We start from the raw sequence: 5,189 nt of genomic DNA on the forward strand, positions 1-5,189 counted from the left end.
CTCGCGGGTGCGCACGGCACCAGCCACCACGGCAGACAGCTCACCGGTGGTGCGAACCGGCCGCCCTTCGTCACGGCGGGCGATCAGGGCGCGCGCGATCGGGCCGGCAAAACGCTCTTCGCCGTAGGTGCGGATGACGTCGGCGAGTTCATCGAGCGTGGCGCGCGCCAGGAAGTCGGCCGCGCTCTCACCGGACGTGGTGTCCATGCGCATGTCCAGCGGCGCATCGAAACGGAAGCTGAAGCCGCGCTGGGGGTTGTCGATCTGCGGCGAGGACACGCCGATGTCCATCAGCAGGCCATCGACGGCCTCCCAACCCCGCTCTTGCGCAGCATCGGCCCACTCCGAGAACGGCGCATGGGCGATGCGAAACCGCTCGTCGCGGATCGCGGCTTCGCCTTCGGTGGCGTGGGCAATGGCTTCGGGGTCGCGGTCGATGGCCAGCAAGGCCGCTTCGGGGCCCAGCTTGGAAAGGATCAGGCGCGAATGACCACCGCGACCAAAGGTGGCGTCAACGTAGCGGCCTTGCGGCAGGGGGCCGGCGGCTTCGTCCCACAAGGCATCGACCGCCTCGTGCAGCAGAACGGTCCGATGCTGCCAAGGTGTGGTGGGTTGCTGCATGACTCAGAAGGTGAAGTCCTGCAGCACATCGGGCATGGGCTGGGCCATGACCTCGGCTTCGTGGGCGGCGTAACGCTGGGCGTCCCAGAGCTCGAAATGGCTGCCCATGCCGAGCAGCATCACATCCTTGGTGAGGCCGGCGGCGGCGCGCAGCTCGGGCGAGACCAGCACGCGGGCGGCCGAGTCGACCTCCACGTCCATGGCGTTGCCCAGGAAGATGCGCTTCCAGCCGGCGGCGGACATCGGCAAGGCGGCAACCTTGTCGCGGAAGGTCTCCCACGCCGGACGCGGGAAGACCATCAGGCAGCCTTCGGGGTGCTTGGTGAGGGTGAGCTGACCACCGCAAAGCGCCTGCAACGCGTCGCGATGGCGCGCCGGGACCGCCAAGCGGCCCTTGGCGTCCAGCGACAGCGCTGATGCACCTTGAAAGATCAGACTCACACAAAACCCCACGAATTTGCACTAAATCCCACTTTAACTGATCGGCGACTGCCCAACAAGGCAAAACCAAAAAAAAGTTCAATGAAATCAATGACTTAGAGGCATCAAGACGAGAAAATTCAGCAGAAAAAGTCCTTATGAATCAAGGACCTGCAAAAGGGTGTGCAAGTTCAGAATGAGGAATTTCGCCCCAAAAGGGGGAGGCTGGCGCAAGCCGGGATCACCCGAGGTTGCCCCAGGACAGGGGATGCCCATCTCCCACCTTGACCCTCCACAAATTGCGACTCATTCTCATTTGTAGGACAATGCGGCATGCGCGTTGACCTGCACCAACCACCCACCCGGGTTCACCGGCTCACCCTGGACCAGCTGCCCGCACGGCAGACCGCGACCATCCGCCACGTCCACGTGCCGCCCGGTGACGACGGCCGCTTGCGCCGTCGCCTGCTGGAGCTCGGTTTCGTGCCGGGCGAGCGGGTGCAGGTGTTGCGCAGGGTCTTCTTCGGCCGCGGCCCGCTGGCCGTTCGCGTGGGCACCAGCACCTTCGCCATGCGCAAGCTGGAGTCGTCCTTGATCGAGGTCGAGGCGCACACCGCCCCCAGCCGCCGCTGAACGCCAAGCCACGCGCCCCACACCCCGGACATCGCCGCCCCATGAAGTCGCCCGAGACCGCCGTCGCGGCCAGCCCCTTGCTGATCGCCCTGGTGGGCAACCCCAACTGCGGCAAGACCGCCTTGTTCAACCGCCTGACCGGTGCGCGCCAGAAGGTCGGCAACTACGCGGGCGTGACGGTCGAGCGCAAGGAGGGCCAGTTCACCTCGCCGGCCGGACGCCATTGGCGCGTGCTCGACCTGCCGGGCGCCTACAGCCTGCTGGCCGCCACGCCCGACGAAGCCGTGACCCGCGATGTGATCACCGGCCACCGCGCTGGCGAAAGCCTGCCGGCTGGCCTGGTGTGCGTGGTCGACGCCACCAACCTGCGCCTGAACCTGCGCATGGTGCTGGAGATGCAGACCCTGGGCCTGCCCATGGTGCTGGCGCTGAACATGATGGACCAGGCCCGTCAACGCGGCATCGTGATCGACACGGCCAAGCTGCAGGCCGAGCTCGGCATCCCGGTGGTGGAGTCGGTGGCCGTCAAGCCCGGTGGCGAAGCCGCCCTGCTGGCCCACCTCGATCAGGTGAACTGGGTACCTGGCAACGGCCCCCGAGGCGAGCAGGCGCTGGCCCGCCTGGAACAGACCTCGGTGGAAGAGACCCACCGCCGCGTCGGCGAGATCCTGGCGCGCAGCGTGTCCATGCCCGACGAAGGCTCGCGCATGACCGCCCTGGTGGACCAGTGGGCCCTGCACCCGGTGGCGGGCCCGCTCATCCTGGCCGGCATCATGTTCCTGATGTTCCAGGCCGTCTTCAGCTGGGCCGCCGCCCCGATGGACGCGATCGACGCAGGCATCGGCTGGCTCGGCGAAACCGTGGCCACCACGATGCCCGATGGCATGTTGCGCAGCCTGCTGGTCGAGGGCGTGATCGGCGGCGCAGGCGGCGTGATCATCTTCCTGCCGCAGATCCTCATCCTGTTTGCCTTCATCCTGGCGCTCGAAGACTCGGGTTACCTGCCTCGCGCAGCCCTGCTGCTCGACCGGCTGATGGCCGGCGTGGGCCTGTCGGGCCGCGNNGCGTCGGCGGCGTGGTGGTGTTCCTGCCGCAGATCCTGATCCTGTTCGCCTTCATCCTCGCGCTGGAGGAGTCCGGCTACCTGCCGCGGGCGGCGTTCCTGCTCGACCGGATGATGGCCTCGGCCGGGCTCTCGGGCCGTTCGTTCATCCCGCTGCTGTCGAGCTTCGCCTGCGCCATCCCCGGCATCATGGCCACGCGCACCATCGCCAACCCGCGCGACCGCCTGGCCACCATCCTCATCGCGCCGCTGATGACCTGCTCGGCCCGACTGCCGGTGTACGCCCTGCTGATCTCGGCCTTCGTGCCCGAGCGCGAGGTGCTGGGCTGGTTCAACCTGCAAGGCCTGGTGCTGTTCGCGCTGTACCTGGCTGGCATCGTCTCGGCCATGGTCGTGGCGCTGGTGCTCAAGGTGGTGATGCGCCAGGGGCAGGCTCAGACGCTGCTCATGGAGTTGCCCGACTACCACCTGCCCCACCTGCGCAACCTGGCCGTGGGGCTGTGGGAGCGTGGCCGCATCTTCGTGGTCCGCGTGGGCACGGTCATCCTGTCGATGACCATCGTGCTGTGGTTCCTCTCGAACTTCCCGGCCCCACCCCCAGGCGCCACGGGGGCCGCGATCGAGCACAGCTTCGCCGGGATGATCGGGCGCGCCCTGGAAGTGATCTTCGCGCCCATCGGTTTCAACTGGCAGATCTGCATCGCGCTGGTGCCCGGCATGGCCGCGCGCGAGGTGGCCGTGGCGGCGCTGGGCACGGTCTACGCCATGTCGGAAACCGGTGACGCGCTCGACATGGCCCTGGGCCACCTCATCGCCCAGTCGTGGAGCTTGCCGACGGCGCTGTCGCTGATGACCTGGTTCGTGTTCGCGCCGCAGTGCCTGTCGACGCTGTTCGTGGTGCGCCGCGAAACCAACGGCTGGCGCTGGCCGCTGATCATGGCGGGCTACCTGTTCGCCCTGGCCTACGCCGCGTCCTTCGTGGTGTACCGCCTGGCCCTGTCGTTCGCAGGCTGAAGAACGTGAGCGCCACGACCCACATCGCCTTCGACTGGCAAAGCTGGGTGGCTTGCGGACTGGGGTTGCTGGCCGTGTTGCACCTGAGCAAGCGTTGGTGGCCCAAGCGCCGCGGCACGCAGGCCTCGGTGCCAGGCGATGACGACGCCATGGCTTGTGCCGTCAAAGCGCCAGGGGTCTGTGGCAGCGGCGGCGGGGGTTGCGGCGGTTGCGGCAGTTCTGCGACCCCGGTCAGGGTTCACCGCAGGACATCGCGCGACACCCTCGGGCGAACCCGAGGCGATTGAACACCCGCGCATGCGGGGCCACCCCCGCGTGCCAGGGGGTGCCAGCGGACATCACCGTCCTACACTGGGTTGCACGCGTCGACTTCGGCGCGCCTGCCACCATCATGCGTCCCACCCTCGCCATCATCCCGCTTGCCTTGCTGCTGTCCTGGTTCGGCCCTTCACCCTCCGGTGAGACCGGCCCGTTGGCCATGCGCGGCATGAGCGAGGCGCCAGCAAGCCTGCAGGCCGAGCCGAGCGCCACCGAACAGCTCGCCCAAGCTTGGGAATCGATCCAGCGCGGAGACTTCCTGCAGGCCACCTCCGAGGTGCCGCAACGGCGCTGAGCGATCGACGCCCGATCGCCACCTGCGACACTGGGTGCCCCTCCAGATGGCCAGCTGACCGGCATTTCGCAACACCCCCATCGCCTGGTTTTGCAAACACCCAGCGCTTGCGACTACACTTCGCATCGCTCCGGGGTGTGCCGCGTGATCCGATCACGCAGGCGCTGAGATGGTGAAACACCGAACCCGTTGAACTTGATCCGGTTCATACCGGCGAAAGAAGAGCTGTCCCGTCTGGCCGCCTCGTGGAGAGGTCCGTGATGGAGGCGGCCCGCTCGGTGCCTGCGCCTCCTGGCCGCATCCCCGACGGGCCACCCACCCTCGCTACCACTCCCCTTGCGTCCCGAAGGCGCCCCTCGGAGCACGTGTCCCATGGCCATTGGCCGTGGCACCTGCATCCACACCGAGGAGAGCCGATCGTGAACGCCCCAGACATCGCTGCCACCCCTGCCCTGGCCGCCGCCGAGTCCCTGAACGAACGCACCCGCCTGACACGCGAGCCCCTGCCGGCTTCGCGCAAGGTCTACGTCGAAGGCAGCCACCCCGGCGTGCGCGTGCCCATGCGCGAGGTCTCGCTGACCAATGGCGAGGCGGTCACGCTCTACGACTGCTCGGGCCCCTACACCGATCCGAACGTCGACATCGACGTCACACGCGGGCTGCCTGCGGTGCGGGAGGCCGCCATCCTGGCGCGCGGCGACACCGAGGCCTACGAAGGCCGCGCGGTGCTGGCCGTTGACGATGGCCTCAAGCCCGATGAGCGCCATGACGAGCGGATGGCTGCGCTGCGCTCGGCAGCGGCTGCCTTGCAGCGGCAGCCGCGCC

At 68.0% G+C, this 5,189-nt stretch carries 4 protein-coding genes, 3 pseudogenes and 1 riboswitch; of the genes and pseudogenes, 5 read left to right on the top strand and 2 right to left on the bottom strand.

Translation table 11 applies throughout. From position 1 onward, the window contains the following. Together rsmH and mraZ are read right to left on the bottom strand one after the other, a co-directional pair. On the bottom strand, positions 1–621 hold a 621-nt coding region (gene rsmH / locus B2W70_RS01985; protein ID WP_286742301.1), incomplete at its 3' end, for a 16S rRNA (cytosine(1402)-N(4))-methyltransferase RsmH. Between the two features lie 3 nt (positions 622–624). After that, entirely contained in the window at positions 625–1,053 is a 429-nt protein-coding gene (gene mraZ / locus B2W70_RS01990) for a division/cell wall cluster transcriptional repressor MraZ (protein WP_058087073.1), read from the bottom strand. A gap of 321 nt (positions 1,054–1,374) precedes the next feature. On the opposite strand from mraZ, the gene B2W70_RS01995 reads away from it, so the two are divergent. The 5 genes and pseudogenes from B2W70_RS01995 to B2W70_RS02015 all read left to right on the top strand — a co-directional run. Beyond that, complete coding sequence (locus tag B2W70_RS01995) at positions 1,375–1,674, top strand: FeoA family protein (protein ID WP_286742302.1); 300 nt, start codon at positions 1,375–1,377, stop codon at positions 1,672–1,674. A 41-nt stretch (positions 1,675–1,715) separates the two neighbouring features. Then, a pseudogene (locus B2W70_RS02000) lies at positions 1,716–2,597 on the top strand (FeoB small GTPase domain-containing protein); the annotation flags it as partial. Between the two features lie 143 nt (positions 2,598–2,740). Next, positions 2,741–3,751: pseudogene (gene feoB, locus B2W70_RS02005) on the top strand (ferrous iron transporter B); the annotation flags it as partial. 391 nt (positions 3,752–4,142) lie between these two features. After that, entirely contained in the window at positions 4,143–4,364 is a 222-nt protein-coding gene (locus B2W70_RS02010; protein WP_286742303.1) for a hypothetical protein, read from the top strand. Between the two features lie 121 nt (positions 4,365–4,485). Beyond that, positions 4,486–4,603, top strand: a riboswitch (TPP riboswitch). A 213-nt stretch (positions 4,604–4,816) separates the two neighbouring features. Beyond that, positions 4,817–5,189 (top strand): annotated as a pseudogene (locus B2W70_RS02015) (phosphomethylpyrimidine synthase ThiC); the annotation flags it as partial.

Origin of the sequence: Aquabacterium sp. UBA2148 (genome assembly GCF_002328915.1) — a bacterium.
GTDB lineage: Bacteria > Pseudomonadota > Gammaproteobacteria > Burkholderiales > Burkholderiaceae_C > Aquabacterium > Aquabacterium parvum.